This is a genomic window from Methanolacinia paynteri (assembly GCF_000784355.1).
GTDB classification, from domain to species: domain Archaea; phylum Halobacteriota; class Methanomicrobia; order Methanomicrobiales; family Methanomicrobiaceae; genus Methanolacinia; species Methanolacinia paynteri.
Genome location: NZ_AXDV01000086.1, coordinates 1 through 351 on the forward strand (window position 1 = coordinate 1; position 351 = coordinate 351).

Here is a 351-nt window from a genome sequence, read left to right on the forward strand (position 1 = left end):
ATGAAGGGCAAGGAGACTGACCTCTTTAATACAATCAAGGAGAAGCTGCTTCGGCCGAGAACCTCCAAGGTCAAGGAAGGCGACTTTGGTAAAGTTGAGCTGAAGACCGCAGAATGAGGTGAGAAATAAAATGGCAGTAGAGAAAAATTATGGAAACCCTGACCTCGAGAAGAGACTTGCGGACAGGAACTACTATACCTCCGATTCGCACAAGGACTTCAGCAAGCGTGTGGAGAAGATCAGCGGTACAATGTCGCACATGTGTTACCAGTGCGGAACATGTACCGGCTCGTGTCCTTCAGCGCCCAGGAGTTCTTACAGGATTCGCCTGTTCATGAGGAGAGCCGTCCT

1 pseudogene is annotated in these 351 nt (G+C 49.9%); it reads left to right on the forward strand.

The features are described from left to right. Positions 1-130: 130 nt before the first annotated feature. Positions 131-351, forward strand: a pseudogene (locus METPAY_RS01795) (CoB--CoM heterodisulfide reductase subunit C); the annotation flags it as partial.